This window comes from Streptomyces sp. NPDC006012 (assembly GCF_042871185.1).
Lineage (GTDB): Bacteria > Actinomycetota > Actinomycetes > Streptomycetales > Streptomycetaceae > Streptomyces.
On sequence record NZ_JBIAIE010000028.1, the window covers coordinates 1 to 24,977 of the forward strand.

32 protein-coding genes are annotated in these 24,977 nt (G+C 73.5%); 1 reads left to right on the forward strand and 31 read right to left on the reverse strand.

All coding sequences use genetic code 11. The features are described from left to right. Positions 1 to 155 precede the first annotated feature (155 nt). The 31 genes from ACFYPJ_RS32470 to ACFYPJ_RS32620 all read right to left on the reverse strand — a co-directional run bounded on the left by ACFYPJ_RS32470 (position 156) and on the right by ACFYPJ_RS32620 (position 22,995). Positions 156 to 965, reverse strand: a complete 810-nt coding sequence (locus ACFYPJ_RS32470) for a hypothetical protein (protein WP_389024954.1) — start codon at positions 963 to 965, stop codon at positions 156 to 158. Between the two features lie 477 nt (positions 966 to 1,442). Beyond that, positions 1,443 to 1,910, reverse strand: a complete 468-nt coding sequence (locus ACFYPJ_RS32475; RefSeq protein ID WP_389024956.1) for a hypothetical protein — start codon at positions 1,908 to 1,910, stop codon at positions 1,443 to 1,445. Between the two features lie 490 nt (positions 1,911 to 2,400). Next, entirely contained in the window at positions 2,401 to 3,363 is a 963-nt protein-coding gene (locus tag ACFYPJ_RS32480; RefSeq protein ID WP_389024958.1) for a hypothetical protein, read from the reverse strand. Positions 3,364 to 3,683: 320 nt separating this feature from the next. Continuing rightward, positions 3,684 to 4,970 (reverse strand): hypothetical protein, encoded by a 1,287-nt coding sequence (locus tag ACFYPJ_RS32485; RefSeq protein WP_389024960.1) that lies wholly within the window; start codon positions 4,968 to 4,970, stop codon positions 3,684 to 3,686. Positions 4,971 to 5,201: 231 nt separating this feature from the next. Next, positions 5,202 to 5,960 (reverse strand): hypothetical protein, encoded by a 759-nt coding sequence (locus ACFYPJ_RS32490; RefSeq protein WP_389024962.1) that lies wholly within the window; start codon positions 5,958 to 5,960, stop codon positions 5,202 to 5,204. A 300-nt stretch (positions 5,961 to 6,260) separates the two neighbouring features. Next, positions 6,261 to 6,698 carry a DUF2742 domain-containing protein gene (locus ACFYPJ_RS32495; protein ID WP_389024964.1) on the reverse strand — a complete coding sequence of 146 codons (438 nt, stop codon included), beginning with the start codon at positions 6,696 to 6,698 and terminating at the stop codon, positions 6,261 to 6,263. A gap of 80 nt (positions 6,699 to 6,778) precedes the next feature. After that, positions 6,779 to 7,210 carry a hypothetical protein gene (locus tag ACFYPJ_RS32500; RefSeq protein ID WP_389024966.1) on the reverse strand — a complete coding sequence of 144 codons (432 nt, stop codon included), beginning with the start codon at positions 7,208 to 7,210 and terminating at the stop codon, positions 6,779 to 6,781. A 212-nt stretch (positions 7,211 to 7,422) separates the two neighbouring features. Then, entirely contained in the window at positions 7,423 to 7,701 is a 279-nt protein-coding gene (locus ACFYPJ_RS32505; protein ID WP_389024968.1) for a hypothetical protein, read from the reverse strand. Next, a complete protein-coding gene (locus ACFYPJ_RS32510) occupies positions 7,698 to 8,354 on the reverse strand; it encodes a hypothetical protein (RefSeq protein ID WP_389024970.1) in 657 nt (218 codons plus the stop codon). The genes ACFYPJ_RS32505 and ACFYPJ_RS32510 overlap by 4 nt, the downstream gene beginning before the upstream one ends. Then, a complete protein-coding gene (locus ACFYPJ_RS32515) occupies positions 8,351 to 8,839 on the reverse strand; it encodes a hypothetical protein (RefSeq protein WP_389024972.1) in 489 nt (162 codons plus the stop codon). Before ACFYPJ_RS32515 ends, ACFYPJ_RS32510 begins: the two co-directional genes overlap by 4 nt. Positions 8,840 to 8,851: 12 nt before the next feature. Next, on the reverse strand, positions 8,852 to 9,583 hold the full coding sequence (locus ACFYPJ_RS32520; protein WP_389024974.1) for a hypothetical protein: 732 nt from the start codon (positions 9,581 to 9,583) through the stop codon (positions 8,852 to 8,854). Beyond that, entirely contained in the window at positions 9,580 to 10,173 is a 594-nt protein-coding gene (locus ACFYPJ_RS32525) for a hypothetical protein (protein ID WP_389024976.1), read from the reverse strand. Before ACFYPJ_RS32525 ends, ACFYPJ_RS32520 begins: the two co-directional genes overlap by 4 nt. A gap of 114 nt (positions 10,174 to 10,287) precedes the next feature. Continuing rightward, positions 10,288 to 10,677: a hypothetical protein gene (locus ACFYPJ_RS32530; RefSeq protein ID WP_389024978.1), complete on the reverse strand. Its 390-nt coding sequence runs from the start codon at positions 10,675 to 10,677 to the stop codon at positions 10,288 to 10,290. A 73-nt stretch (positions 10,678 to 10,750) separates the two neighbouring features. Next, a complete protein-coding gene (locus ACFYPJ_RS32535) occupies positions 10,751 to 11,473 on the reverse strand; it encodes an NUDIX domain-containing protein (protein ID WP_389024980.1) in 723 nt (240 codons plus the stop codon). A 47-nt stretch (positions 11,474 to 11,520) separates the two neighbouring features. Continuing rightward, the gene (locus ACFYPJ_RS32540) at positions 11,521 to 12,357 is read right to left on the reverse strand and encodes an AAA family ATPase (RefSeq protein ID WP_389024982.1); all 837 of its coding nucleotides are present in this window, start codon (positions 12,355 to 12,357) and stop codon (positions 11,521 to 11,523) included. After that, positions 12,357 to 13,025: a GGDEF domain-containing protein gene (locus tag ACFYPJ_RS32545; protein WP_389024984.1), complete on the reverse strand. Its 669-nt coding sequence runs from the start codon at positions 13,023 to 13,025 to the stop codon at positions 12,357 to 12,359. Before ACFYPJ_RS32545 ends, ACFYPJ_RS32540 begins: the two co-directional genes overlap by 1 nt. A gap of 88 nt (positions 13,026 to 13,113) precedes the next feature. Then, on the reverse strand, positions 13,114 to 13,446 hold the full coding sequence (locus ACFYPJ_RS32550) for a hypothetical protein (RefSeq protein ID WP_135788859.1): 333 nt from the start codon (positions 13,444 to 13,446) through the stop codon (positions 13,114 to 13,116). Next, positions 13,443 to 14,048 (reverse strand): hypothetical protein, encoded by a 606-nt coding sequence (locus ACFYPJ_RS32555; protein WP_389024986.1) that lies wholly within the window; start codon positions 14,046 to 14,048, stop codon positions 13,443 to 13,445. The genes ACFYPJ_RS32550 and ACFYPJ_RS32555 overlap by 4 nt, the downstream gene beginning before the upstream one ends. Positions 14,049 to 14,125: 77 nt before the next feature. Beyond that, entirely contained in the window at positions 14,126 to 14,290 is a 165-nt protein-coding gene (locus ACFYPJ_RS32560; protein WP_167513675.1) for a hypothetical protein, read from the reverse strand. A 131-nt stretch (positions 14,291 to 14,421) separates the two neighbouring features. Further along, the gene (locus ACFYPJ_RS32565) at positions 14,422 to 14,997 is read right to left on the reverse strand and encodes a DUF6919 domain-containing protein (protein WP_389024988.1); all 576 of its coding nucleotides are present in this window, start codon (positions 14,995 to 14,997) and stop codon (positions 14,422 to 14,424) included. 15 nt (positions 14,998 to 15,012) lie between these two features. Next, the gene (locus ACFYPJ_RS32570; RefSeq protein ID WP_389024990.1) at positions 15,013 to 15,405 is read right to left on the reverse strand and encodes a hypothetical protein; all 393 of its coding nucleotides are present in this window, start codon (positions 15,403 to 15,405) and stop codon (positions 15,013 to 15,015) included. 77 nt (positions 15,406 to 15,482) lie between these two features. Beyond that, on the reverse strand, positions 15,483 to 15,773 hold the full coding sequence (locus tag ACFYPJ_RS32575) for a hypothetical protein (protein WP_389024992.1): 291 nt from the start codon (positions 15,771 to 15,773) through the stop codon (positions 15,483 to 15,485). Positions 15,774 to 15,870: 97 nt separating this feature from the next. After that, a complete protein-coding gene (locus tag ACFYPJ_RS32580; protein WP_389024994.1) occupies positions 15,871 to 16,470 on the reverse strand; it encodes a hypothetical protein in 600 nt (199 codons plus the stop codon). Between the two features lie 149 nt (positions 16,471 to 16,619). Next, positions 16,620 to 17,294, reverse strand: a complete 675-nt coding sequence (locus ACFYPJ_RS32585) for a hypothetical protein (RefSeq protein WP_389024996.1) — start codon at positions 17,292 to 17,294, stop codon at positions 16,620 to 16,622. Positions 17,295 to 17,308: 14 nt separating this feature from the next. After that, entirely contained in the window at positions 17,309 to 17,821 is a 513-nt protein-coding gene (locus ACFYPJ_RS32590) for a hypothetical protein (protein ID WP_389024998.1), read from the reverse strand. Positions 17,822 to 18,038: 217 nt separating this feature from the next. Next, a complete protein-coding gene (locus tag ACFYPJ_RS32595) occupies positions 18,039 to 20,309 on the reverse strand; it encodes a hypothetical protein (protein ID WP_389025000.1) in 2,271 nt (756 codons plus the stop codon). A 98-nt stretch (positions 20,310 to 20,407) separates the two neighbouring features. Then, positions 20,408 to 20,665 (reverse strand): hypothetical protein, encoded by a 258-nt coding sequence (locus ACFYPJ_RS32600; protein WP_389025002.1) that lies wholly within the window; start codon positions 20,663 to 20,665, stop codon positions 20,408 to 20,410. Then, the gene (locus tag ACFYPJ_RS32605) at positions 20,662 to 22,260 is read right to left on the reverse strand and encodes a DUF2637 domain-containing protein (RefSeq protein WP_389025004.1); all 1,599 of its coding nucleotides are present in this window, start codon (positions 22,258 to 22,260) and stop codon (positions 20,662 to 20,664) included. The genes ACFYPJ_RS32600 and ACFYPJ_RS32605 overlap by 4 nt, the downstream gene beginning before the upstream one ends. Beyond that, the gene (locus ACFYPJ_RS32610; protein ID WP_167513677.1) at positions 22,257 to 22,433 is read right to left on the reverse strand and encodes a hypothetical protein; all 177 of its coding nucleotides are present in this window, start codon (positions 22,431 to 22,433) and stop codon (positions 22,257 to 22,259) included. The genes ACFYPJ_RS32605 and ACFYPJ_RS32610 overlap by 4 nt, the downstream gene beginning before the upstream one ends. Further along, a complete protein-coding gene (locus tag ACFYPJ_RS32615) occupies positions 22,430 to 22,693 on the reverse strand; it encodes a hypothetical protein (protein ID WP_389025006.1) in 264 nt (87 codons plus the stop codon). The genes ACFYPJ_RS32610 and ACFYPJ_RS32615 overlap by 4 nt, the downstream gene beginning before the upstream one ends. Beyond that, on the reverse strand, positions 22,690 to 22,995 hold the full coding sequence (locus tag ACFYPJ_RS32620) for a hypothetical protein (RefSeq protein ID WP_389025008.1): 306 nt from the start codon (positions 22,993 to 22,995) through the stop codon (positions 22,690 to 22,692). Before ACFYPJ_RS32620 ends, ACFYPJ_RS32615 begins: the two co-directional genes overlap by 4 nt. Before the next feature lie 273 nt (positions 22,996 to 23,268). Between ACFYPJ_RS32620 and ACFYPJ_RS32625 the strand changes: the two genes are divergently transcribed. Then, positions 23,269 to 24,600 (forward strand): GNAT family N-acetyltransferase, encoded by a 1,332-nt coding sequence (locus ACFYPJ_RS32625; protein ID WP_389025009.1) that lies wholly within the window; start codon positions 23,269 to 23,271, stop codon positions 24,598 to 24,600. Positions 24,601 to 24,977: the final 377 nt, after the last annotated feature.

Consider the following 24,977-nt stretch of genomic DNA (forward strand, 5'->3'; position numbering starts at 1 on the left):
CACCGCGTAACCGCCGCCCGCCAAGGCCGGCCCCGCGCGGCCCCGCGCGACGGGCCCCGCCCCCACGGCGCAGCCGCCGCCCACCGCCACGACGGAGCTGCACCCGACCGACTCCGCCCGGGGCTTGGTGCGCCCCGGGCGGAGTCGGTGGATCGTCACGCGGTGGTGGTGCGGGTCTCTCGGGAAGTGATCGAGTAGGTGTTCTCCGGGATCTTGTGGACGTAGCGGGTCGTCGGGGAGAAGTCGTAGGAGCAGTAGTTGTCCCACGGGCTTCCGGGCCAGAAGACGCGTGCGCACGGGGCACCGGCCCACGGGTGGTAGTAGAGCTCCAGGACGACCCCGGTGGCGTAGCTGCCCTCGACCGTCACGGTGTCACCGACGGCGAAGCCGAAGACGGCGCGCTCCCGGGCGATGTCCTCGGGGTTGGCCAGCCTCATGGCCTGTTCTTCCTTGTGGCCGTTGGCCCAGTAGCCGGACCAGGCGATGGAAAGTGCGCCGTCGTCCACGTCGGTGACGGTTCCTCGCTGGATCACGGGGCGGGCCTTGCCCACCGTGTCGCGGGCGTCGTCGTGGATCGGGTCGTAGATGAACGTGCGTTCCACCCGGTCGCCGACGCGGTAGCCGCCCGACCGGTCGGCGTAGGTCTCTCCGGGGATGTACTCGCGCGGGATGATCAGCGCCGTCTCGTCGTTGTCCCACACCGGCGACTGGCCGTCGAGGGCGACGTAGCCGTTCAGCGTTGCGGGGAGCGCCGGGAAGCAGGCGACCGACTGCATGAGGGTGTCGAGCCGATCCGGGTTCATGGGGCGCTCGAACTCCCCGAGCACCCAGTCGCCGGGACGAACCTCGGTGATGGGGCACAGCCGCGCCGCGCCCATGTCGGTTCCGGCCGGAGGCTGGCGGAACAGCTCCGTCGGGCGCTCGGTGACGATCAGCGGGTAGAACGTGGCGTCGATGACGGGCACGGCGTTCTCCTCGGTTCGGGTTTCGAGTGGTGCTGGTCGAGGTGCCATCCCCTTCCAACAAAGACAACTATACCAGTCAGAGACCGTATGAGGAAGCGTGGAAGGGCTTCTGACCAGGGTTTTTCCGGGTTTCTTCGGCCCGCGCGTGCTCTCCGGGCCGGGCCGCCCACCCTCCTTGCCAGCCGCTTTTCGCCCGCCCGCGCGGACCCGCACCCGGCGGACGGCCCGCCACGTAAACCGCCCGCTCCCCCGCACCGGCCCGCAGCCCTGCATCAGGACCGGCCACCGGCACCGCACGACGGCGCCGCGCGGCCACGCCGGCCACGTCGGCGCGGCCGTCGCCCGCGGCGCGGCGGGGCCTGCCCGGGGCGCGACGGACTGCATCCCTTCCGGGCTACCGGCGCGCCGCCGCGACGGGGCACGCCGAAGGGGCGGGCACCGCCGTGACGGCACCCGCCCCTCTGCGGCTCCGGGCCGTCAGGGCCGGGGGTCGTCGTACCAGACCACGGAGACATCCGGCTCGACGACCAACATCGAGCGGGACCGGCTGACGCGCCAGATGTGCCGCTTGATGGTCTGGTGCGGCTTCTCGGTGGGACGGCAGCGCACCGGGCCGAAGTGGACCGGGTTCGCCGCCTCGAACAGGTAGTCGTCAATGCGGATTCCGGCCGTGACGGTCGCGGTCTTCATCCACCCCGTGCCCTTGTCGGAGAAGCAGCGCACGAACACCTCGGGCGCCCCTTCCCCGGCTTCGATGCGAGCGATCAGCGCCTCTTCCTCCGCCGCCTCCTCGGGGGTGAGAGCGGGGGTATGGGGGTCGGCGTCCAGCTCGGCCGCCAGGGCGTCACGGTGCGGGCGGATCGCCGCCCGGATGGCTGCGGCCGTACTGGGGAAGTGCAGGCTCGGCCGGGCCGCGTGCTTCTGGGGGTGATCGGTGGGGGACAACAGAACCTCCGTGGTTCGGGTTTCGAGTGGTTCGCTGGTCGGGGTGCCATCCCCTTCCAACAAGAACAACTATACCAGTCAGAACCCGTATCGGGAAGCGTGAAAGGGCTTCTGACCAGGGTTTTCTTCGGCCCGCGCGTGCTCTCCGGGCCGGGCCGCCCACCCTCCTTGCCAGCCGCTTTTCGCCCGCCCGCGCAGACCCGCACCCGGCGGACGGCCCGCCACGTAAACCGCCCACCGCTGCCGCTCCCCGTCCGTCCCGACGGCCGGACACGGCGGGGGGCCGGCGGCGCCGGGTCCGGGAGCGGCGGCGGTGCGCGGCCACGCCGGCCACTACGGCGCAGCCGTCGCCCGCCGGAGCCGGCCACCCGGGGCGGTGCGCGGCGGGCCGGGCCGCCACGGCGCGGCCGTCGCCCCCACCGCGCCGGAGATGCCCGGCGGGACGACCACGGCCCAGGTGTCCGCGCTCGCCCCGCCGAGGGGGCGGGGATCAGTGCCAGATGGCTCGGCTCCAGCGCACGAACCAGTACCGGCTGCCGCCTCGGCGGAGGTAGACCGGCAGGCCGGTGGTGCGGCGGCGGGCTGAGCGTCGGTACCGGCCGTGCACCTGATCCTTGGGCGCGGCACAGGCGGCCGCGGCGGTGACGTACACCCGGTGCAGTTCTTCAGCGGTGCTGCGCAGGGTTCCGTGCCATCGATCTCCGGGGGTGAGGGCGAGGTAGGCGCGGTCCAGGATGGTGCGGGTCGCGGCCAGCGTGGCGCGGCGCACGTCCGCAAGGTGGGCCGCCCTGGCGACCGCTGTGCGGGCCATGCCGTTGGCGGCACGGCAGGCTGGTGCGTCGCAGTCCCGGCATTCCTGCTGGGCGTCGTCGGTGTCGGGAAGTGGAGAGAGGCCGGCGAGGATGCCGTACGAGTGGTCGAGGAGGGCCGCCGCGCCTTCGGGGCCCCACGGCGCGTGGTCGACGGGTTCGACGGCGGCCTCGTGCAGCGCGTCAAGAAGCTGGTCGGTGGCGGACTGCACGGCGTTGCTGAGTCGAGTGGCCGCGACGGCCAGGCGGGCGGCTCGCTCGCACGGCCGGGCCGGGTCGCACCGGCAGACGGAGGGGTCAAGCGGTTCCGGCTCCGGCTCGGCCGGGGGGAAGATGATCGCGGACTCCACGGGTGCCCGTCCGGCCTCGTTCACAGTGGGGTGCCGGGTGACCTGGTGACCGGCACCCCTGATGATCTCGACGCATTCCTTCAGGAACCGCCCCCGGCGGTGGACATGGCCGCCCACGAGATGGTCATGGGCGTTCTCGGGCTCGCACCAGTAGATGAGCACCAGCGCGGTCTGGTCCCAGGTGGCGCGGAGGGTGTAGCCGGTTCCCTTGGCGAGGGGTGTGTGGCCGTGCTCGCGCAGCAGCGCGGTCAGGGTGTCGGTGAGCGGGGCCAGGTGCCGGAGATCGGGGTTCACGGCGTTCTCCTCGGTTCGGGTTTCGAGTGGTGCTGGTCGGGGTGCCATCCCCTCCCAACAAGAACAACTATACCAGTCATGACCCGTATCGGGAAGCGTGAAAGGGCTTCTGACCAGGGTTTTTCCGGGTTTCTTCGGCCCGCGCGTGCTCTCCGGGCCGGGCCGCCCACCCTCCTTGCCGGCCGCTTTTCGTCCGCCCGCGCGAGCTCGCACCCGGCGGACGGCTGCGGGCTCGCGCGGCGTGTCGACGTGCGTTCGCCCGCCCGCAAGGCTCCCGGCTGCGGCGGGGAGCCTTGCGGGCTTGACCCCCGTGAATGGGGTCAGCGTGAGAGGTTCGCGGCGGAGATGATCAGTACCGGCTCGTTGCGGAACCAGGTGTCGCACCCGTCCTCGTCGGTGGACAGGACGACGTACCGGAGGGCGCGGTCGGCGGCGCCTGCGGCGGCGCGGCATTCCTGGCACTCCCCGCAGGGCTTCACAGGGTGGGCGGAGTAGGCGATGGCGAAGTGGTCGGCCTCGCGGGCCCCTTCGGCTCCGTCCTCTGCCTGGCGGAAGTCGGCCAGGATCAGATCGCCTTCGCGTACGACGTGCGCCGGGACTGCAACGGCGTCCGCCTCGTCCGCTCCGGCGGGGAGCGGGTCGCACAGGGGCGCTACCGGCCGGGGCCGGGCCAGGAGCGGCGTTCCGGCGGTGTCGGTTCCGAGGTGGCGCAGGTGCCCGGCCTCCTGGGCGAGGGGGGCCAGGGCGCTGACCGCGCTGGAGATTGCCCAGCGCCCGCCGTAGTCGACGCGGGCCTGCCGGGTGCGATCGGTGATGTCGGTGGTCGTCTCGATGATGCGGCCGGTCTCGGCGTGTCCGTGGTCCGGCAGCTCGAAGGTGCGGCGGGCGGAGTCGCCGACGCGCCACCAGACGGCGCTGTCGTGGTCGGCGGGCGCGGGAAGGTGGTCGACGGGGACGCCGAGGTCGGCGGCGGTGGTGCGCGCGCACGCGAGGCGGGTTCCGGCCCGATAGAGGGCGGTGTCCTGCTCGCACGCCGGGCACCGGCCGTGGCCCGCGTACTGGGCGGCGCGGTCCGGGATCAGCGCGCCGAGTTCGGCGTGGGCCGGGTCCATGAGGAGCACGTACGGGCTGTGCTGGCCGTGCTCGCGGCCCGAGATGACGACGTGTCCGTTCTCCAGGCGGGTGACCCGGGTCAGCGTGACCGGCACCTCCGCGAAGGCGTCGGGGTAGCGGTCCGCCTCCCCGGCGGCGACCAGCGGGGCGCGGTGCACGGGGCGGACCTGGCGGTGGCCCTGGCGCTCGACCTCTTCCCAGGAGACGAACTGCCACCCCTGCGGCGGTGTGGTGCGCCGGGCCCGCCGGTGGGCGACGTCTTGGACGAACATGGTGTCGGCGTCGACCATGCGGACGATGCGCTCCGCGGCCTCGTACTTACGGGGGTGGGAGGTGCCGAGCGTCTCCTTGACGCCGACCGCGTGCCACGGCGAGGAGCTACGGCCGATCTTCCGTACGTGCCCGGCCGGTTCTGCCGCGCCGTCGACGTGGACCGGGGTGCGGCCCTCGCTGTTCGGCTTGCCGTACCGGTACCGGGTCTTGATGTCGCGCACGATTCCTCCGCTGGTTCGGGTGTCGAGTGGTGTCGGTCGGGGTGCCACCCCCTACCAACAAGAACAACTATACCAGTCATAACCCGCATCGGGAAGCATGAAAGGGCTTCTGACCAGGGTTTTCCCGACGCGCCTTCCGCCCGCCGACCCGCGCCGGCCGCAGTCGTCGCAGACCTCGGACGCGCGGCCGCCCCCGCCGGATGTCCGGCGGGGGCGGCGGCTCGACTTCCGTCAGGCGCGGGCTCCCCGGCGCTTGCGCTCGTACTCGGCGCGCCATTCCAGCGTCGCGGGGTCGTCGTACTCGACGAACACGTAGAACGCCTTGGCGAAGCAGTCGGTCATGATGTTGGAGCCGTGATCGGCGTTGTACGCCTCCCCGACCGCCTTGAGTTCGGCCTCCAGGTCCTTCAGCGCCCGCGAGCGGTGCCACCGCGTGACCTTCTCGCCCTGGTAGTCGGTGACTTCTTCGGCGATCCATCCCCAGTCCTGGGGGATGGACTTGATGTCGATGTAGATGGAGCCGTAGCCGCGGCCGATACGGACGCCGAACTTGATCTCTGCGGGCGCTTCCCCGATGGGGTCGAACCGGTAGGTCTCCAGCGCCTGGGAGACCAGCCCGGGGCCATCCTGGACGAGCGGGGTCTGGCCCGCCTTCCGCGCGACCTTGATGTCCATGCGGATACCTGCGGCACGGTCCTTCATGGACTGACCCGAGCGGTACTTGCTGCCCTGGAAGAAGGTGTTGCCGTGCGAGTCGTAGCCGCGCTCGTAGATGTCGGCCCACATCTGGGCGCGCTCCTCCTGCTCGTCGCTGGCCGCATCCTTCAGCTTCTCCAGCAGGCGACCCAGCATGTGACGGGCGGCTTCCTTCTCGCCTTCATGACCGCACTTCCCCGTCTCGCGGCACTTGGGCGCGGTGCATTCCTTCTCGATCACTGCCCGCAGGGCCTCGATGCGGGTACTGATCTTCGATGCCTTGGTCTTGGCCATGGTCGGGTGCCCTTCGTACGGTTCGGGTTTCGAGTGGTGCCGGTCGGGGTGCCATCCCCTTCCAACAAGAACAACTATACCAGTCATTACCCGTATCGGGAAGCGCGAAAGGGCTTCTGACCAGGGTTTTTCCGGGGTTCTTCGGCCCGCGCTTTCTCTCCGGGCCGGGCCGCCCACCCTCCTTGCCAGCCGCTTTTCGTCCGCCCGCGCAGACCCGCACCCGGCGGACGGCCCGTCACGTAAACCGCCCACCGCTGCCGCTCCCCCCGCTCCGGCCCGGCGCCCAGGGCACGGCGGGGGTCAGGCTGCCGCGAGCTGCCGTGAGGGGTGGAGGTAGCGGCCCGGCTGTCCGGGGACGGCGATGGGCGGCCAGCCCGGGGTGGCGCGCAGCCTGTGCGGGGGCCGGTGGATACGGGCGCTCTCCAGCTCGGCCTGGGTGCGCATCCGGGCGAGGCGGCCGGCCAGGTGGCGGGCGGCGGCGTTGGCCTCGGCGGTGATCTCGGCGTACCAGGCGGTGGGGTCTTCGTCGGCGAGCTGATCCAGGCGCTCCTCCTCGGCGGCGTGCCGGCTCCAGTGCTCGGCGGCCTCGATGACGGCAGCGAAGCGGCGCGGGTCGGAGGGCGGGAGTCGGTTCCAGGCAGGTGAGCCGTAGGCCGGGACGGTCCACTCCCGGGCTCCGTCGGCAAGGGTGGTGACCTGGTGTTCGGCCCACGCTGTGGCGGCGTCGGCGCTGTGCACGGTGTACCTCCGCGGGTGGTCGGGTTCGAGTGGGGGTTCCGGGGGGCGGCGGTGCCATCCGCCGCCCCCCGGGTGCCGGTTCAGGCGATCTCGTGCTTGTAGGTCTGCTCGGCGCTGGCCAGGAGGTGGTCCTCGCACAGCCCGTAGGCGCTGGCGAGCTGGCGGAGGTTGCCGATGTGGCAGGCGAGCGCGCGGCCGCGGTCGGTGGTCCAGGCCGGGAAAGGGCGGCCGGACAGGCGCGCGAGGTGCAGCTGGTCCAGGTCCTGCGGGCTGAGGACGAGGGTGCGGCCGTAGTGGAAGGCGTCCGCGAGGGCGTCCTGCACGACGATGGCCACCATGTCGGCGGCGGCCGGGTTGCCCTCGGCCCGGCGGGCGGCGCGCGAGAGGGCGCCGGTCGACCGGAGGGCGGCGCGGGCCGCCTTGGCGGAGGGGACGGGTGTGCGGGTGCCCTGCGGGTGGTTGAGCATCGCGTTGACGGCGGTGCGGGCGCGGCGGGCGTGCGTCTTGGGCAAGAGGTGGTCCTCCAACGGTTCGGGGTTCGAGTGGTGTTGGCCGGGGTGCCATCCCCTTCCAACGAGAACAACGTTACCATCTATAACCCGTATCGTGAAGGGTGGAAGTGCCCTTTGAGCGGCGGATTTCATCTCCGGGCCTGACGCGCGGGTCGAGCCGGGGACACCGACGGCCCGCACCCCTCGCGGGGCGCGGGCCGTCGGGAACGCAGTCAGGAGCAGACGGGGTGAAGGAGGGTCAGGGCCTCTTCGCAGGCGGCCGCGAAGATCCGGGTGAAGGGGTCCGTGTCGCCTTCGGCCTGCTGGCACTCCCACAGCACCAGGGCCGCGAGATCCGCGAGTTCCTCGGCCTGGTCGGCGTCGAGCTGAAGGGCCTGGGCCGCGGTGCCGCAGCGGGGGCTGGCGGCGGTCAGCCACCCCGGCAGTCCGGCGGGGTGGCACGCCTGCAACGCGGCGTGCAGGCGGCCCGGGTCGGGGAGCGTGACACTCATGCCGGTGCCCCGGTGGGGGCGGGGACGTTCTCGCCCAGCCAGCGCGCGGCCGCCGTGACGGTCGGGAAGAACGTGCCGTCGCTGCCGCCGACGTGCTGGAAGACGGGGGTGGGACGCCCGCCGCCGTCGTGGGCCAGTTCGGTCAGGCCCCAGCTCGCGGCGAAGCACGGCTTCCCCCGGGGGGTGAGCGCGGGTTCGATCGCGCCGACGATGTCCTGCCGGTCGAGCCGGGGCGCGTTGCGACGGGTAACGAGGTACCACCGGGGTTCGCCGGGCTGGTCGCTCAGGATGCCCTGCTGCGGCGGAGGGCCCTGATAGATCCAGAGGTCACCGCAGCGTCGAGGCTTGGTGCCCATGCCGAGGCGGGCGGTGTCGAACCGCATCGGCACTTCCGGCAGTTCCGCCCGCAGTTCGGTGGCTGCGCCGCAGCGGCGGCAGTAGATCCGTACGGCCAGCGCCTGGTGGGAGTCACCGTGCCCGCACGCCCCGGGGTTGTCGGTGTCCAGCGGGCAGGCGTGTCCGCTGTTCCGCTCCGATCGCTGGGCGCGGTGGACGCGGTAGTCGACATCCCAGGTGGTGGCCGTGCAGTCCGGCCGGTGCTGGGGGACGGTGTAGTCGAGGTGGGCGGCGAGCGCGCCCAGGCCGCCGGTCACGCGTCGCCGCCGACGCCGAGTTCGGCGTGCAGGGCGTTGAGCTTGTCCAGCTCCGGGCCGCCGGTGGAGACGGACAGGAAGCCCTCCATGCCCATGCCGATCAGGTGCGCCTCCAGGACCCGGCGAGCGGTCTGGTGTCCGAAGGAGTTGAGGTAGGCACCCAGGTGGACGGGGCGGCCCTGGGCGTAGCTGAGGGCGAGGGTGAGGAGCTTCTCGTCCGTGCCGGTGAGGCGGAGGGTGTCGTCGTCGCGCAGGCCGGCGAGGTCGACCTGGGCGGTCAGGGTGCGCTCGCCCACGGGGCCGGGTGTCCAGGCGAGGGTGGTGTGCCGGGCGAAGTCGCCGCGGCCGGGCAGGCCGGAGCCGGTGAGCAGGTGAACGGCGGCTCGGGTGAGTTCGCTCCGGCTGGCCTGGGCGCCGGCGGTCAGGGCGTCGGTCATCTCCTGCTCGGAGAGGGAGGCGGGGCTGGGGGTGACGTCGTTGGGCATGGCGGGTCCTTGTCAGCTAGTGGCGTAGCGGTGCAGGGCGTAGTCGTGGCGGCCGTCGGTGACGGCGGCGGACACCCGGGTCATGAACCGCTGGTAGGCGTCGTTCTGCGTCTCGGTGAGGACGATCTGCTCGGGTACGGTCTCGGAGCCGGGCGCAGCCGCCGCGACGGCGTCGAGCAGCTGCTCGGTGTCGTGCTGGCGGGGCAGTTGCAGCACGGCCAGGCCGCGGGCGAAGGAGTCGACCAGCCTGGTGCCGTCGTCGGGCTCCCGGTGCCGGCCGGGCTCGCTCCACTCGTCGGCCATCTGCTGGAGGAAGTCCGCGAGCTCGGTCCCGTCAGTCCCTTGGAGGGCCGTCCGGAAGTGGGCGAGGGCGGCGGCCAGGACGGCGATGTCGCCGGCGTCGACGTCGGCCGGGTAGAGGGGCGTGTACTCGTACCGTCCGTCGGGTGCGCGCAGGGTGTAGGTCCCGGCGGGCCGGTCGCGGTCCGGTACGGAGCGGCCGGTGTTCGCGGCGGTGTGGCGCAGGGGTGCGGGAAGCGCCTGGTACAGGCGGCCGAACGCGTCGTGCGCGGCGGTGCCGTCGAGGCCGGCGGGCATCTCCCACACGTCCTGCTCTCCCGCCGCGGCGGCGCGGGTGTTCAGTGCCAGCTGCATCAGCAGCGGCTCCTCCATGCCCAGGAGCTGGGCCAGCCAGTCCTCGTCATCGGGCAGCAGCATCCGCCGGGCCTCGGTGTGCCCGGTCATGCGCGGGCCTCCTTGGGGGCGGGGGCGGCGAACGGGTCGGGGGCCTCGCCGCTGAGGATCTTGTGGACGAGTTCGGCCACCTCGCGGGCGCCGTCCTCGGTGGCCGGTGCGGCGATCGAGTGCGGCGGGCCGCCGAACGGCTCGTCGACCCGGACGTCCCATCCTCCGCTGCTGAGGGAGAGGGCCACGGGCCTCTGCTGCTGGCCGTGTCCGGAGCGGGGATCGGCGGCCGGCGGGTCGACGGCGATGCGCTGGCCGGGCCGTACGGTCAGCCCCCGGCCGGTCAGCTCGGCCACCAGGGCGTCGCGGGCGGCGTGGAGTTCGGCGTGGGTGACCTGCACGCGCGAGCAGTACCGGGAGGCCAGGGCGTCCAGGACGCCCTGGGGCAGGCTGGTGACATTGGCCCAGTCCTCGGGCTCGATGCGGTGTTCCTGGCCTGCGGCGAACAGCTTGCTCAACAGCTCGGCCGCTTCGTCCAGGACGCCGGGGACGTACAGCACGCGCGCCCCGTACAGGGCGCGGGCCCCCTGGTCGCGGGTGGCGATACGGATGGCGATCTTCGCGGCATCCAGAGCGGTGGTGTCGCTCATGGGCGGTGGTTCTCCTAGGTTGTACGGCGCGGGGTCCGGGGCCGATGACCGCGGCCCCGGACCCCCACTGTGTCGGTCGGGTCGGACAGTGCGGGCCCGTTGCGGCCCGCGGTGTCAGGAGGTGGACGGCTCCGCGATCTCCCGGTGGATGACCTCCGTGTCCACGCCGTTCATGCGCAGCACGCGGGCGACGTCCTCACCGATGGCCACGGCCCAGTGGACGCCGCGGTGGTCGCCGACGGCGATCTTCACCAGGCGGGCGCGGGCGTCGGCGACGTCGTCGAGGATGCCGGCGGCCAGCAGGGCCAGGTTGTCCACGATCCGGGCGACGCCCGACGCGGAGAGGACGGTGTCGGCGATGACGGGGTCCAGACCGGTGCGGGTCTCGGCGGCCGGGATCTGGTGGGTGTCCAGGACGTGGCGGCGGATGTCGAGCGTGATGTCGGCCGGTTCCGGGGCGCGGCCGTCGACGTAGCCGAAGGTAGTGATGGTGACGCGGACCATGGGGATGATTCTCCTCGTGTGATGGGACCTGCCGGGCCGATTCCCGGCAGGAGCGGAGGCGGACGGCCGGTGACTACCGGGCGAGGTGGTCGAGGGCACGCTGCAAGAGGGGCCGGTGCGCGGCGTACAGGGTGCGCCCGGCGGCGGACACCGTGGCGTCGAGCTGGTCGAGGGAGCCGAAGGGCCACCATGCGGCGTCGAGCGCGTCGTCGGCCCCGGCGGCGGACACCGTGGCGGGCAGCAGGTAGAGCGCGCTGGTGGAGGCGACCCACGCGTGGTCGGAGGCGCGCCAGTCGTCCACGACGTCCCGGCCGAGGATGATCGGCCGGTGGTCGGAGAGGTCGACGCCGGTCTCCTCGCGCAGCTCGCGGACCAGGGCCATCGGCGCGGTCTCGCCGGGGTCGACCATGCCGCCCGGGATCGCCTCGACCAGGATGTCGGACCGGGTGATGAGCAGCACCTGGCGGTTGCGACCGGTGCCCGCGACGACGATCGGGTCCGCCGCCGCGTTCTCTCCCCACACGCCGAGGTTGCGGCCGGTGCGGCCGGTGCGGCCCCGCGGGTGGAGCGGCCAGCCCCGCGCGTCGAGCTCGTACGGCACGAGGGCGGCCTTCCGGCGCCGGTCCCAGTCGTGGACGTCAGCGGGAGTCGGCGCGGCCTCGGCCCAGTCGGGCACGCCCTGGGCCAGCGCCGCGGGCCGGAGCTCGGGCGGGGTGACGTCCTCGGGGGTGTAGGCCGGCCAGTCCGTCGACCAGTCGCGCAGTTCGGCGGGGACGGTCGTGGTGGTCTTGTTCATGGATCGCTCCTGGTCTCGGGGTTGCGGTGAAGAGGTCGGGTGGGCGTTCACGGGTCGCAGCGCTCGCATTCGGTGTCGTCGGCAGGGGTGTTGCGGTGCGCGGCCGCCAGGTCGGCCATCGAGCGGACCGGGGTCCAGGCCGGCCCGGGGCACCAGTCGGCGGGGCAGGAGACGCGGGCCTGGAAGTGGTGGTCGAAGGGGTCGCCGTCGTCGGCCCAGCGCACGGCCAGGGACTCGCCGGCGGCGGCGAAGGCGCCGGTCCGGTACGGCCCGCCGCTGGGGGCGTCCCAGTCGAAGAGGTCGGCGGCCGCGTCGCCGAAGACCCGGCGGACGTCCGCGGTGGCCTCGTTCTTCTCCTCCTCGGCGGCCAGTCGCTCCAGCGCGGTGCCCAGGACGGGCAGGCTCTCCGCGAACACGACGTGGTCGAACCCCTCCTTCTTAAGGCGCGGGTGGGCGGCGACGACCTGGGCGTACTGCTCGGCCACGATGCCGTCCGGGACGCGCCGGCTGCCGGGCCGGGCGGCGTTGCGCTGCTGGGCGACGGACAGGCCGGGGCCCAGCAGCAGGGCGACGACCGGGGCGCCGTGGGCCCGACCTGCGGCGACCAGGCGGGCCCGGTGCGCGGCCGCCGAATTGGTGGCGTCGACCACGGTCTTCAGGCCGAGGCTCAGCCGGATGGTGAGCGCGCGCTCCAGGACGTCCCAGACCTCGCCGTTGGCCTGCTGGCTGCCCGGGTCACCGGCGCACAGCGCGCGGAGGTCGTCGGCGCGCAGGACGCTGTCCGGGGGGAACATGCGGCTGGTGCGGGTCTTGCCGGTGCCGGCCGCGCCCAGCAGCAGGATCAGGGAGTCCGGCAGGGCGAGCACGTCGGTGGGAGTGGTCATCAGGCGGCCTTTCGGAAGGGGAGGACGCGCGCGAGGCGGGCCAGGGGGGCGAGGCGGCGGCCGCGCCGGCCACGGCCCTTGGCCTGGTACATCGCGGCGTCGGCGGTCTTGAGGAGCGCGGAGAGGTCGGCGGACGCCGGGCCGTGCGCGGAGCCGATGGAGGCGCCGACCGTCAGGGTCAGGTCCTGGTGGCGGACCGGCCGGGTCAGCAGCGTCCGCAGCGCGTCCAGGTCGAGGCCGGGGGTGTCGGGGACGGCGACGGAGAACTCGTCACCGCCCAGCCGCCCGGCCGTTCCGCCCGCGGCGGCGGACCAGGCGGCCAGCCGGGCCCCGACGGCGGCGAGGACGTCGTCGCCCGCGGCGTGCCCGAACCGGTCGTTGACCGGCTTGAAGCCGTCGAGGTCGACGAGCAGGACCACCGTGGGCCCCTGCGCCAGGACCTGGCCGGCCCGCTCGGTCCACGCCGCCCGGGTGGGCAGGTGGGTGACCGGGCAGGTGCGGGCCCGTGCGAGCTGGCCGTGGAGCGCGGCGTTCTCGGCCAGCAGCTCCTCGACCGCGGGCACCACCCGGGTGAGGTGGCGGCGCAGGTCGACCGGGCTGGCGTCGGGGCGGGCGAGGTCCGTGCGGGCGCGGTCGAGCAGGGCGCCGGTTTCTATGCCGGACGGCATGATGGAGGGTCTTCCTTTCGGTCTTCGAGTCGGGAGGGGGCCCGGGGCGGCGGCGCGGAGTGACGGCCTGCCGCCGCCCGGGGGCAGTTCACCGGGCGGGGACGGTGGTGAGCAGCTTCTGCACGGCGTCCCGCAGTTGGCCGCCGGTCGGGTCCGTCTCGGTCAGCCGGTCCTGCGCCAGCTGCGCGCTCAGGTCGTCGGGGACGCGCGCGAAGGGGCGGGCCAGGTCCACGACGGTCGCCGGGTCGTCGATCTCGTACGGGGTGATGCCCGCGGCGACCAGGTCGCGGATCAGGGCGCCGTCCCGGCGGGGCAACTGCCAGACCTGGGTGAAGAAGGTGGCCAGCGGGGCGTCCCAGCCGACGATGACCCGTACGCCGGGGTGGACGTGGTCGAGGCGACGCGGCCGGTAGACGCTCACCGCACACCCCCGGCCGCGTGCCGCTCGGCGCGGTCGCACTGGACGGCGCGGCCGGGTCCGTGGAGGTGGACGTGCAGCAGCTCCTCGCGGCCAGCCACCGGCGTCCACACCCGCCCGCGGCGGCACTCGGCGCGGCGCGGGCAGTCGCTCGCGGCCTCGAACCGGCCGTCGGCGTACCGGACCGTCAGGGCCCGGCTGCCGACGGCGATCTCGCCGTACAGGCGGGTCCGGTCGATCTCGAAGGTCACCTGGTGGAGGTGGTGGGCGATGAGGCGGCCGAAGAGTCCGGCGGCGCGCTCGCGCACCTGCATCCACGGGTCGGGGTCGAGGTGGCCGCGCAGCAGGTCGGTGAGGGGGTCGTTGGGCCGCTGCCACTGGCCGGTGTCCAGGTTCAGGCGGCCGCAGTTCGGACAGTCCCGGAGGTTGCCCAGGCAGCTGCTGGCGTACTTCTCGCCGCAGCACGGGCAGTGGTGGGAACGGCGCTCCTGTTCGCTGCCGGCGGGAGCGAGGCACCCCTTGCAGACCAGCGGGGCGCTCTGGCCGTTGTGCGGGTGGCGGGCCGCCGGCGGGTGGCTGTTGTGGTGGGTGGGGCAGGACGTCATGGTCTGGACTCCGCAGGAGAGGCCGGGGTCGGCTGCCGCCGTGTGCGCGGCGGCCGACCCCGGGAAGGGGACGGGGGTCAGTGCGCGCGGGCGGCGGCGCTGCCGGCCGCCTCCTGGGCGCGGGCGATGGTGAGCCCCTGCTGGAGCCGCCGCGCGGCCGCCGTCTGCGGGTCGTTGTGCTGCTGGTAGTCCTTGGCCGCGTCGGCCTGGAGCTGCTGGACGGTCGTGTTGGGCTGGGCCACGGAAGTGCCTCCGTCGGTTCGGATTTCGAGTGGGTGCCGGTCGGGGTGCCAACCCCTTCCAACAAGAAGAACACTACTAGTTTTGAAGCTGAGACGCAAGGGTTTCAGTACCTCCCCGGCGCGCGGGCCGCTTAGGAGACGGCGGCGGCCTGTGCGGCGAGAAGGGGCCAGAGCAGGCCGTCCTCGTTCCATCGGGGATCGGCCAGGGTGACCTGGTGGGCCTCGCCCACGGCGCGCAGGGCCTCGCGGTGGCATCCGCTGAACCACTGCCGCAGGTGGCGGCGACGAAAGTGCACCCCGAACGCGGTGTGCACGTCCCCGCCCCAGGTGGTGACCGGGATCTCGCGGACGAGTCCGGGGCGCTCGGCGCGGTGCTCGGCCACCAGCAGGCCCGCGGTGCGCGCGGCGGCGGTCAGCCGGTCCCGGCCGGCGGTGTCGACCAGGAGCATCACGGCGGCGCGCTGGCGCCACCGGCGGCCGTCGAAGGCGGGGCCGTCGCATCCGGGCTGGGACTGGACGGTGACCCACCCGGCCCGGTTGACGGCGGCGAGGACGTCGACGAGGGGGGCGGTCTCCGGGTCCGGCCCTCCCCGGTGGGAGCCCCCGGGGAGGGCGTCCAGCTTCCCCTCCAGCCACTGGGCGGTGAGGGCGCCGAGGTCGGCCGTCGTGCGGGCGGCCGCCCAGGCGCGCCTGGTTGCACGGGACATCGGGTGGCTCCTCGGTCAGCGGGTGCGGTGGTGGAGGCCGGCGGGGAGCAGGGGCTTGTCGACGTCGCGGTGCTCGATCAGGACGGGCCGGTTGGTCAGCTCGGCGATCTCCGCGACGCGGCGGGCCAGGCCGACCGAGCGGTGCCGGCCGCCGACGCAGCCGAAGGCCACGGTGATGTCGGCGCCGGTGGACTCGTTGAGTCCGACCGCGAGGTAGGCGGCGGCCTGGGCGAGTTCGCGGGCGCCGCGGGTGTCCATGACGTGCTCGTACACGGCGGCGTCGAGGCCGGTGAGGTTCTTGAGCGCGGGGTCGTGGAAGGGGTTGCGCAGCAGGTCGCGCAGGTCGTAGGTGGTTTCGGCGGCCGGGGGCTGGCCGTGGCCGTAGCCGAAGGAGACGACGCGGATCATTGGGTGCCTTTCAGGGGTGGTCGGTTCCGAGCGGGGCCGGGGCGGCGGTGCCATCCGCCGCCCCGGGGTGGAGCGGGTCAGGCCGTGGTGGCCTGGGTCGTCAGGGAGCGGGCCAGCTCGGCGAGGCCGGCGGCGCGGTGGGCGGGGCTCTCGGCACCGGCGGCGCGGAACACGCGCAGCGCGGCCCCGGCGGGGGCGTCCGGCAGGGCGACGGGGCGGGCCCCGTCGAGGACGGCCAGCAGACGCGCGCCGTGCGCCTCGCATCCGTCCGCGCCCGCGTTGGCGGTGTCCAGGACGGTGACCGCGGGGCGGCCGTCGCAGGGGCGGGGGTCGTCGGGGAGGGCTGCGGGACAGCGGGTGTCGGGCACGGCGGGGCCTCTTTCGCGGGTCGAGGTGGACGTGGGCGGGCGGGTCTGCCCGGCTCCCCTTGGCCCCGGCCTGGCCGGCCGGGACCGCGGGCAGCCGTCAGAGCCAGGCGCGTTCCACGTCGGCGTCGAGCTCGCGGGCGGCGGAGAGAAGGGACTCCTCCAGCCGCTTCTGGTTCAGGGCCTCCTGCTCGTCCCCGGTCTCCTGCGCCCGGTTCCCCTCCTCCCGGCTGAGCACGGCGGCGGCCCGCAGCAGCACGGTCAGCGGGTGGATTCCGCCGTGGCGGTTCAGCTCCCGGGCGGCGGCGGCCCGGTCCGCGCTGGCCGTCAGCTTCCCGGCGGCCTCGGCGACGGCGTCGGCCGCCTCCTGCCAGGTCGGGCCCGGGTCGACCGCCTGGGCCAGGGCCTCCAGGGCGAGGACGGCGAACTGGCCCAGGCCGTAGGCGGCGAGGGCGGGCAGCAGGTCGGTGAGGACCAGCCCGGCGCCGTACTGGAGGGCCGCCGCTCCGGCGAGGACGACCAGAGCCGTCCAGCCGAGGGTGTCGGCCCAGTCGGCGCCGGTCCGCAGGACGGTGCCCGCGCGGCCGCGCAGGGCGGTGACGCCCGGCATCGGCTGGTGGCAGACCGAACAGGCGGGACGGAGCACGGAGTTGTAGGTGTCGCAGTCGGTGCAGCGGCGGGTCGGGACGATGCGGCGCACGATGCCTCCAGGGCAGTCGGGTGTCGAGTGGTGCCGGTCGGGGTACCACCCCCTTCCAGCATGAAAAACAATACTAGCTTTACGTCGGTTCGGCAAGGGGTGCCGGTCGTGCGAGGCGGGTCTGTGCGAGGCGGGGCGGGGCGGTGCCCTTACTCGCCGCCGCCCTTGTCCTCGTCGTCGGCGGCCCGGTTGTCGCGGGCGAAGCGGCGGGCTTGGGCGTTGTCGGCGGCCCGGATGGCGCTCTGGCCTGTGCGGAAGCCCTCGCGGCCCATGTCGAAGCCCTTGCCGAGGGCGTTGGCGCTGGCACCGACCGCGCTGGCTCCGGCACCGATGGCGTTGGCGGCCGCGGTGGCCGTGCCGGCCACCGCGGTGACGGTGTTGAGGGCGGCGGCCAGCGTCCCGCCGCCACCGCGGCGCGCGGGGGCGGCGGTGCCCTTGCCTCCGCGGGCGGCGGCCTTCTTCGCGGCGAAGGCGGAGGCTGCCGTGCCGCCCTGGCCGGCGGGGGCGGGCCGGGCGGTGCGGTCGCGCTTGCCCTCCAGGACCTTGCCGTCGGGCATGGTCACGCGGAAGGCGCCGGGCTGGGTCTTGTCGACGATCAGCCGGACCATCGCCGGGGTCAGCTCCTTGACGGCGAAGAAGCACTTGGCCTTGCGGCCACCGTCGGCGCCCTTGTGCCGCTGCTCGCAGGAGGCCATGACGGAGGTGCCGGAGACCATCAGGGTCAGCCGGAACGGGGCCGGGGCCTGGTCCCGGCCGGGACAGCGCACCGGCGTGTCGTTGATCTTGAGGGGGCCGCGGATGGACAGGGTCAGGGTGGCGCTCACGGTCGGGGTTCTCCTTACTCGCTGTGGGCGACGGCGGTGGCGGTAGCGGTGACCTTGCCGCCCAGGACGGTGCGGCCGGTGGCGGTCGCGGTGGCCTCGGCGCGGTTGCCGCCGCCTGCGCGGCGGGCGCGGGCAAACAGGCCGCGTACGACGTAGGCGACGACGCTGACGGCGACGGCGAACGCCACCAGGGCCCAGGCCAGGGCCTCCAGCCAGGGGCCGGCCAGCGACAGGCCCCACCCGGCCACGGCGGCGCTTCCGGCGGCCGACCACATCAGCAGGGCGGCGGTCTTGGCCCATGCCGGGACCGGCTGGCTGCGGGGTCCGCCGTAGGGCGCCGGGCGGGTCGCGGGCACGTAGGCCCAGCGCTGCTCGCCGCCGGGCAGGACCACGAGCTCGACGCCCGCGCCGGGCGGCGGCGAGGGGGCCGGGGGTGCCGTGCCCTGCGTCACAGCGATCGAGGCGGCCGGGTGGTGCTGGGTGATGGTGTAGACGGGCTGGGCGTCGGTACGGACGGGCTGGTTCATGATCGGGAAGACTCCAGAGCGAAGATCGTTATGTGGGGGTATGGGCGTGGGTCGGACCCTGGGCCGGGCCGCATCACCGCAGGTGGGAGGGGTGGACACCCCTGGGCCGGGCCCCGGCGGCCCAGGGACGCGTCCCAGGGCCGCCGACGGGTGGCCTACGGTCGGGCCAGGCTCTGACCTGCGGCGATGCGCGCCGGGCCAGGGTGTGGCCCAGGGGTCATTTCTGGATCTTCCGGGCGGCTTCGTAGGCTTCCTCGACGTCGCTCTTGAGGTAGCCGCGGACCCGTCCGGAGTCCTCCCGCCAGCGGGTCGGCTCCAGCGTCACGCCGGTGCCCTCCAGCTCCTTGTCCAGGGCGTCGCCCAGGGCCTTGCCGATCCGCCCGGCGTAGGCGGCCGCCTCCTCCTCGGGCCGCGGCGCCCACTGCTGGTCCCAGTCGGCCAGCTCGGTGCGCACGGTCTCCAGCGGCACCCGGTCGGCGCCGGAGGGGAATGCGCCGAGGAGGACGTCCAGCACGGTGGCCTCCTCGGCGGTGACCTCCGGCCGGCCCGGCTTGCCCCGTCCTCCGGGGCCGCCCCCGGAGGAGGACAGGCCGGTCGCCAGCAGCAGGAAGTCCTCGATCGGGTCCGCGAACTGGCCAGGGGCCCGGCCGCACTGCTCGCGCAGCTCCCGGCCCGCCGTGATGATCGGCTCCGCGCCGTCGTGCTCCTCGTCCTCGATGAAGTAGGAGCGCATCAGCTCGCCCTCGGCGCCGTCGATGTCGACGATGGTCTGCCCCTTGCGCTCGAAGGGAATTTCGTGCGCGCGCAGTCCATTACCGGTGGCGCCCTCCTTCAGGATGGCGTTGGTCTGCGTCGGTGAACCCGTTTTCGTGGCGATACGGACAGCGGAGTTGGACTTGAATTTGCGCGGGACCGTGTTCTTGTCCGGGTCCTGAGTGACCAGGAAGACCACGATGTTCAGCGCGGCCGCGAAGCCTGCCAGGCGCTCGATCTTCGCCACGATGTCCGCCGAAAGGGGGCCGGAATTCTGGGTGTATTCCTGCCCCTCGTCGATGATGAGGATTTCGAGCGGGAATTGCGCCAGGTCCCTTTCTCCGAGCTTGGCGCGGCCCTCGTCCTCCAGGAATTCCTCCCGGCGGTTGGCCTCCACCAGCAGGGCGTCGAGGAGCAGGTCGAGCCGTCCGGGCCGGCGGCCGAAGAAGGTGGCGCACACCCGGGAGTAGCCGATGTGCTCACCCGGCTTGGCCCCGGCCGCGAGGCGGATGTTCACCCGCGGGTCCAGGCCCAGGCCGCAGACGATCGAGCGCAGCAGCATTCCCTTGCCGGTGCGCGACATGCCGCCCAGCAGGGCCATGACGTGCTTCAGCTTCAGGTAAATCGTCTCGCCGCGCCGGTTGAACCCGATCGGGATGCCCCGGCCCCACACGTCCTGGCGCTCCGGCGCCTCGACCAGCGGGGAGACGCGGGTCTCGGCGAACGGGTCGGAGGTGGCGATCCACAGGGTGATGCGGTTGGGGTGCCCGGCCTGCCGCACGTCCAGCCAGGACGGCTCGACGTTGAGGGCCTCCGCCAGGGCCTCGCGCGCGGCGATGACGCGCGGGGCGGTGACGCCGGAGGGCAGCTTGAGGGTGGCCTCGCACGCGTTGATCGTCACGGCCCGGATGGGGCCGACCAGCTCGGCGATCTCCTCCTCCCCGAGCACCTTGATCTTGCGCAGGGCGGCGTTGATCGTCGAGTCCGTCAGCGGCGCGTCCTCGTCGGCGGCGGCCTGGTCGAAGATGACGTACGGCTCGGAGCGGCGGCGAACCTCGCGCAGTCCGCACGCGTACATCACGCCGACCACCGGCAGCAGCGCCGGGGTGGCCAGTGCCATGCCCCAGACCTCCGCGATGGCCACGACGGCGGCGACGTAGGAGGTGACGCCGGTGGCGGACAGGACGGTGAGGTTCTCCCGTCGGCGGGCCCGGCCCACGGTGCGGCGCTCGGCCCGCAGTTGGGCGACGTCGCTGTGGTCGGCGTGGCCCTTGCGCTTGGCCTCGACGCGGGCCTCGGCGATCATCTCGCCGTACTCGGAGACCAGGAGGTAGCTGGCGGCGCTGGCGAGCTCGCTGCGCAGTCCCATGGCCGAGAGCTTGATCAGGCGGCCGGCGTAGAGGTGGCTGCGGGAGGCGTGGTAGCCGGCGGCGTGGGTGACGACGGCGCGGCGGTGCTGCCAGACCTCGCGGCTGACCAGCGCGGCGGGCAGGTGCAGGCGCAGGCGGCGGCGGGTGGTCTCGTCGATCTGCTCGACCATGGGGAGGTCCTGGCCGTCGACCTCGGCGGAGAGCTTGACGGTGCCGGTGCTGGCGTCGGCGATGCCCGCCGGGCTGCTGTCCTGGACCTGGGCGCGGGCGGCCTTTTCCAGCGCGTCGCGCTGCGCGGGCGGCATCCGGTCCAGCAGGTTGACGACCTGGCTGTTTCTGGTCGGGGTCTCGGTGGGGTGGGTCATGATGGGCCTCAGTCCTTCCTTGTCGGGGGGACGGGGGCCCGGCCGGGTCGCGTCAACTTCTCCGGCCGGGCCCCCACGTCGTGCGGGGCGGGGTGGGGCTACTTCTTCTTGCTGTCGTCCTTCTTCTTGGGCTTGCGCCGCAGGGCCTTGGCGGCTCCCTTGGCCGTGCCGGCCAGTGCCGCGGGGACGACGGGCAGGGCCAGGACGGCGAGGAAGACGACCGCCGCGGCGATGGCCGTGTCCCGGCCGTCCCACCCGTAGCGGACGGGCAGGACCCACAGGGTCGTGATCCCGGCGGGGGCCGCGAGGATCAGCAGCGGCGGCAGGGTGCGCGGGGCCTTGGTCGTTGCGGTCATGCGCTGATCTCCTCGGTCGTCTGGTCGGTCTCCTGCTGGCGGGCCCGCTCGATCTCCTCCGCCATCGCCTCGGCGAAACCGGGTTCCGCCTCCAGCCGGGCGAGCAGCCGCTTGCCGTTGGAGCGGTGGATGCCGACGCGTTCCGCGAGCACGTACGGGGAGAAGAACCCGTTCCCGCTCCGCTTGCGCTTGTCGGTCGCGGCCTCGTACGCGAGTTCCCGGGCGACCTTGAAGCCGGGTGCCACGAACTCGCTCAGGTCGCGTTCCGTCCCGGCACTCTTCGAGCCGTTCCCGGACCGTGCGGAGCCGTTCTCATCGGCCACCTTCGAGTCGTTCCCGGACCGTGCGGAGCCGTTCCGTTCGCCGGGCTCCGCACCGTTCCCCGCCGGGGCACCAGAGGCCGACTCCCCTTGAGGGCACTGAATTTTCGGCCCTTCGGAACGCTTCTCGCCCGTGGCGGAACTGGACTGCGGCGGGAGCACGGGAACCCACTGGCCGCCCACGAAGGGCAGGCCCCGGAACTTCTGGGAACTGAGCCGCGCCTGAGCCTTCTCCTCCTCCTTGATCGCCCGGAACCGGAACTCCTCGGCACGGGCACGGGCCTCGTCGGCACGGGCCTGGGCGAGGTCTGCGGAACGCTCGGCGGTTTCCGCCTCCAGCGCGACGGCCTCGGCGGAACGCTTCAGCGCTCGGCGCCGCAGCCAGCCCGTACGGGTACGCGCCCGCTCCATCCGTGCCTCGGCCCGGCGCTGGCGGCGCACCCGCGCGGCCGTCGTGCCGGGCGTCCCGCCGTGGTGGGACTCCCATGCCTGGTCCCAAGCCGCCTGCACGGTGATCTTGCGGCGGTAGGGCGCCCGGATGCGCCAGGCGGTCAGGGACACCATCGGGTGGGCGATCCACCGGGCGAGCTGCTCGCGCACCTCGGCGGCGGTACGGCCGCTCTGGGTGTGCTGGAGCAGCCCGACGACCATCTCGAAGGAGATGACGCCGGCGAGCGAGGCGAGGGCGTTGACCTGTCCGGCCGACACGGAAGGCGAGTGGAAGAGGTTGAGGCTGGCGGCCAGCAGCGCCGAGACGGCGGTCATCAGCCGGTAGCGGCCCGCCGGTGCTCCGCGCCGTACGGCCAGGATGGTCAGGGAGGCCGACGTCCAGGTCAGCCCCTCGACCACGCCGGGCACGATCCAGGAGCGCTCGCCCAGGTCGGCGCGCATGGCCTCGGCCTGGGCCGGCCACGCGATCCACACGGACGCGACGATCAGCGCGGCGACGGCGGTGACCGCGACGATTACGGGCAGCGCGTGCAGCAGCGCCTTGCCGCGCGCCTTCCACTTCTGCACGGCGTCCTTGCGGACGCGGGCCTTCTCGGCGCGGGCCTCCCGGCGCTTCTGCTGCCGCAGCTTCTCGCGCTTGCCCTCGACGCTGAGGCTGCGCTCCTCGACGTCGAGGTCGGCCAGGCGCTCGACCTTGTCGGCCTCGACCTCCGACGCCTTGGCCTCGGCGCCGGCCTTGCGCGCGGTGGCGCGGCCGACCTGGCGGCGCTCGCCGCGCGACATCAGGGGGGTGTCCTCGTCGGTTCGGGGTTCGGTCATGGTCATCGGGTGCGGGTCTCCTCGGCGCGGGGGGCGGCGTCGCGGGCGGGGGCGGTCGGGGTGTGCTGGCGGGCGAGGATCTGCGTGCAGCGGCCCTGTTCGTGGGCCTGGTCGCGGCTGGTGAGGCCGTGGGCGCGCAGGGCCTCGGCGGTCAGCGGGAGGGTGCAGCGGTTCCTCATGTGCTCACCGCCCGGCGCATGGCGCTGCGTTCGGCGGCGGCGTTGATCCCGCGGCGGGCCATGAGGACGACGGCGAGCGATCCGGCGACCAGCACCACGGCGGCCGCGACGACGATGACCGCGAGGGCGGCGGCGCCGACGACGATGACGAACAGCGGGATGACCAGGAAGAACAGGCCGGTGTGGAGCTCGTCCACGCGGACCAGGAACAGGCGGATGAAGGCGTTGATCGCCTCGATGGTGCGGGCGTCGATCTTCACGCGGCCCACCCCCGGGCGGTCTCCTCGTCCAGGCCGTGGCCGGCGGCGGACTCCTCGGCGTGCTCCAGCTCGTCGACGACGGCGAGCAGCGCCGGGCGGGGGGCGGTGCGGCGGCGGGCGGTGATGGCGTCGGTGTCGCCCAGGTCCAGCAGGAGCATGGCGACGAACTCGACGCGGGCCCCGCGGGTGCGGGGGCCGTCGGCCGGGCGGCCCAGGAAGAAGGCTTCCGGCTGGCCGGTGAGGGTGGACAGCGCGTGCAGCGCGGCCCCGTACGGGGGGCGCTCGGCGGTGGTGGCGTTCACGGTGTGGTCCTTCGGGGTCGGGTTTCGAGTGGGTCGTGCCGGGGGGCGGGGTGCCATCCCCGCGGGTGGTGCTGCGGGAGGACCGGGCACGGCGGGCCTTCCATCTGCACTGCTCAGGGGCGAATTGCATACCCCTTCTTTGCGACACACATTGTGTAGACAATGCGTTGCCCGAGAAAGATCCTGCCCTCTCGCCACACCAGAGTCAAGCGCTTCGTGCACCCGACGCACATTGAGTAGACAATGCGGAGAGCGACGGGTAGAACTAGGGGCATGTCACCTAGTCAGAAGCCGCCTCCGCTCTATGCGCGTATCGCGAATGACCTGCGTAAACGCATCGACGCGGGAGAATTCCCGGACGGCGCCCTCCCCACGGAGATGTCCCTCGCCGAGCAGCACAAGACCACGCGCGTGACCGTGCGCAAGGGTCTGGACGTGCTGGTCCAGGAGGGCCGCATCTACGCGGACCGCCCGCGCGGCCACTTCGTCCGCGAGCGGCGCCCGATGATCTACCGGCCGCAGCAGGAGTTCCGCAAGCGCCCGCTCAGCCCGCAGATGGACTCCTTCCTGACCGAGATGTCGGAGCTGGGCCGCGAGGCGTCCCAGACGATCGAGGTCTCGGTGGTGCCGGCCCCGAAGGTCGTCCGTGAGCGCCTGGAGCTGGAGGAGGGCGAGCTCAACGTCGTGCGCAGCCGCGTGCGCTTCCTCGACGGCGAGGCGTACCTGACGAACGACAGCTACTACCCCCGCTCGCTGGTCCGCGACAGCGACGAGATCACGAGCCCGGCCGACATCGCGCGCGGCGCGAACGTGGTCCTGGCCGAGATGGGCTACCGCCAGCGCCGCACCGTGCGCGAGTACGAGTGGCGGATGCCCAACCCCAAGGAGTCCGCCCGCCTGGGCATCCCGCCCGGGACTCCGGTCGCGGAGGAGATCGTCACCGGCTACACGGCCGCCGGGAAGCCCGTCCGGTGCGTGATCAACTGCCTGCCCGGCGACCGGATCAAGATGGTCCTGGAGGACGAGAGTCCCCGCCTCGGCAGCGAACTCACCGTCGTCCCGGCCGCCACGGAGGACCTGGAGACCGTCACGGGCCTGTGGAAGCAGGCCGGCGACTGGCTCCGGGAGCGCGAGATCGACCAGTGGCAGTACGAACCGCGCGTCGACCGCATCCGCCGCAACATCGAGGCGGGGGAGTGCTTCCTGGTCCTGGACGACGGGGTCGCGGTCGCCACGCTCACCCTGGACGCCTTCGCCGACCCCGACTTCTGGACCCCCGAGGAGAGCGCCGAAGAGGCCCTCTACCTCCACCGGATGGTGGTCCGGCGCGACGCCAGCGGCGAGGAGCTCGGCAGCGCCATGCTCGACTGGGCCAGCACCCGCGCGCAGGCCCGCGGCGCGAGATGGCTGCGGCTGGACGCCTGGCGCACCAACCAGGGGCTGCTCGACTACTACAGCGCGCGCGGCTTCGACCTCGTGCGCACCGTGACGGCGGAGGGCCGCCAGTCCGGCGCCCTCTTCCAGCGGTCGGCCGGCGCCACGCTCGACGTCGGTCCGCTCCTCACCGACCCGGCGGACGTGCCAACCGGGGCCGGGGACAAATGACTTCGTGCCCCCGGCGACGCACCCGTTACCGTGCGTGTGGTCGGATAGAGGAACGGGAGGCCAAAACCTCCCGAAACACAACAGGCCCCGTCACGGGGCCTGTCGGTCCGCCGCCGGGGGGTCGAGACCCGGCGAGACGGCCGCACCTTGATCACGGGGAGGTGCGCTCGATGAGCGTACGGGTTCAGGCGATACCGCCGCAGCATCCTTCGAGCAGCGCCACGCCGACGCAGGCCCGACCACGCTCGGCCGCCGCCCGGCGCCCGCTCCGCCCCGTCCCGCCCCGCTGAACGTCTGATGGCCGCCCCGCCGAAGCGGAACGGCCATCACGTCGACTCGCCCAGAGTCAATGCCCCCGAGGGGGCGCAACCCGCACC

Coding starts and splice junctions, on each gene's coding strand:
- ACFYPJ_RS32515 (WP_389024972.1), bottom strand. CDS start 8,839: ATGCCCAACGACGTCACCCCCAGCCCCGCCTCCCTCTCCGAGCAGGAG.
- ACFYPJ_RS32490 (WP_389024962.1), bottom strand. CDS start 5,960: ATGGCCAAGACCAAGGCATCGAAGATCAGTACCCGCATCGAGGCCCTG.
- ACFYPJ_RS32565 (WP_389024988.1), bottom strand. CDS start 14,997: ATGTCCCGTGCAACCAGGCGCGCCTGGGCGGCCGCCCGCACGACGGCC.
- ACFYPJ_RS32625 (WP_389025009.1), top strand. CDS start 23,269: ATGTCACCTAGTCAGAAGCCGCCTCCGCTCTATGCGCGTATCGCGAAT.
- ACFYPJ_RS32540 (WP_389024982.1), bottom strand. CDS start 12,357: ATGACCACTCCCACCGACGTGCTCGCCCTGCCGGACTCCCTGATCCTG.
- ACFYPJ_RS32605 (WP_389025004.1), bottom strand. CDS start 22,260: ATGACCATGACCGAACCCCGAACCGACGAGGACACCCCCCTGATGTCG.
- ACFYPJ_RS32545 (WP_389024984.1), bottom strand. CDS start 13,025: ATGCCGTCCGGCATAGAAACCGGCGCCCTGCTCGACCGCGCCCGCACG.
- ACFYPJ_RS32520 (WP_389024974.1), bottom strand. CDS start 9,583: ATGACCGGGCACACCGAGGCCCGGCGGATGCTGCTGCCCGATGACGAG.
- ACFYPJ_RS32555 (WP_389024986.1), bottom strand. CDS start 14,048: ATGACGTCCTGCCCCACCCACCACAACAGCCACCCGCCGGCGGCCCGC.
- ACFYPJ_RS32590 (WP_389024998.1), bottom strand. CDS start 17,821: ATGAACCAGCCCGTCCGTACCGACGCCCAGCCCGTCTACACCATCACC.
- ACFYPJ_RS32530 (WP_389024978.1), bottom strand. CDS start 10,677: ATGGTCCGCGTCACCATCACTACCTTCGGCTACGTCGACGGCCGCGCC.
- ACFYPJ_RS32610 (WP_167513677.1), bottom strand. CDS start 22,433: ATGAGGAACCGCTGCACCCTCCCGCTGACCGCCGAGGCCCTGCGCGCC.
- ACFYPJ_RS32600 (WP_389025002.1), bottom strand. CDS start 20,665: ATGACCGCAACGACCAAGGCCCCGCGCACCCTGCCGCCGCTGCTGATC.
- ACFYPJ_RS32570 (WP_389024990.1), bottom strand. CDS start 15,405: ATGATCCGCGTCGTCTCCTTCGGCTACGGCCACGGCCAGCCCCCGGCC.
- ACFYPJ_RS32595 (WP_389025000.1), bottom strand. CDS start 20,309: ATGACCCACCCCACCGAGACCCCGACCAGAAACAGCCAGGTCGTCAAC.
- ACFYPJ_RS32535 (WP_389024980.1), bottom strand. CDS start 11,473: ATGAACAAGACCACCACGACCGTCCCCGCCGAACTGCGCGACTGGTCG.
- ACFYPJ_RS32525 (WP_389024976.1), bottom strand. CDS start 10,173: ATGAGCGACACCACCGCTCTGGATGCCGCGAAGATCGCCATCCGTATC.
- ACFYPJ_RS32505 (WP_389024968.1), bottom strand. CDS start 7,701: ATGAGTGTCACGCTCCCCGACCCGGGCCGCCTGCACGCCGCGTTGCAG.